Genomic DNA, 1,145 nt, shown 5'->3' with positions numbered 1-1,145 from the left:
ACGTGTCAATAGCATGTCCATCACATGTCAATGGCATTGCAATATCATGGCAACGCCATGTCAATGACAGTGCAATAACGTTGCAATATCATATCAATATCATGGCAATATCCTGGCACCGCAACACGCGCCGACTGGTCAACGCAATATGTTCCTGTTTCTTGCTGATGTCGCACACGTGCTTCTCGTGAAGACGGTGAGCCGGCATTGTCTCGCGCCCGTGCTCCCGGAAGATGTCTTACCTTGCGATGCGGCAGGGCCTGCGCCGGAGCACTCTCATGCCGCCCAATAGATGTCCTCGACCATGCGATCGTCGCTCGCCCAACCACCGCTCGTGAACGTGTACACCGTCTCTGTGCCATTGTGGAAGAGGAAGAAGGCAGCACGCCGCCATGCTCGGCCCACCCAAACCAGCCAACACTCGACCACTCCGTGCTTGATCAATTCCCGCGACTCAGCATCGCGTGCCAAGAACAAGTCCCAAGCAAAGACCTCGCCCCCCGTGAGGTTCACGGTGAAGCGGCGAGGGTGGCCGTCGTCGGCAGCAAAGGCATCCTCCCAAGTCTGCACACGCTCCCGCAAGAAATCCCAGCCCTCTTGGCCAGCAACAGGATGGCCTGCGGCGGCAGGAGGAGCGGCGGTGCCCTCATCAACAATGGCCCACTATCGCAAGTCGCCTTCGATCGGCCATGTCTCCGTCTCGCCATCCCTGCCTGGGTGGAGCAAGCAATGCTTGCCGTCATCGAGGTAAGCTACGAAGTCGATGCGCCGTTGCCTGGCGCCTTTCGCTCCGAAGTTGATGTATTCATCGCAATCCCGCCGCGAGCTTGTAGATCCTCTTGGCCCTCCTCCGTCTCTCCCGTGATGATGACCCCTGCGAAGCGGCAAGGGGGTCGCCAAAGATGAGCTCAAGCCATGCGTCGGACTGATTTGCAATATACCCTTGCCACTTGAACCGCTCACAAGTGGTCAAGTCGATAACCACTTCGGTGAGCCCCCACAAACAAAAACACAAGAACAAAAAAAAAACAAACTATGTCCACTGGCGGATAGTGCGTGAGCGATAGACGTAGGTTATGCAAGAACGTGTGAGCGTCGCTCACCCTAACACCCCGGCCTGACCTCCGAATTCGCGAGGCCTCATC

General features: G+C 57.0%; 1 protein-coding gene. It reads right to left on the bottom strand.

What is annotated here, in order from left to right:
- Positions 1-276 precede the first annotated feature (276 nt).
- Positions 277-582: a hypothetical protein gene (locus ABWQ00_RS16225; RefSeq protein WP_353239695.1), complete on the bottom strand. Its 306-nt coding sequence runs from the start codon at positions 580-582 to the stop codon at positions 277-279.
- Positions 583-1,145: the final 563 nt, after the last annotated feature.

The organism is Limnohabitans sp. (genome assembly GCF_040400975.1).
Taxonomy (GTDB): Bacteria; Pseudomonadota; Gammaproteobacteria; order Burkholderiales; family Burkholderiaceae_C; genus Limnohabitans_A.
This window is presented reverse-complemented; position numbering and strand designations above follow the sequence as displayed.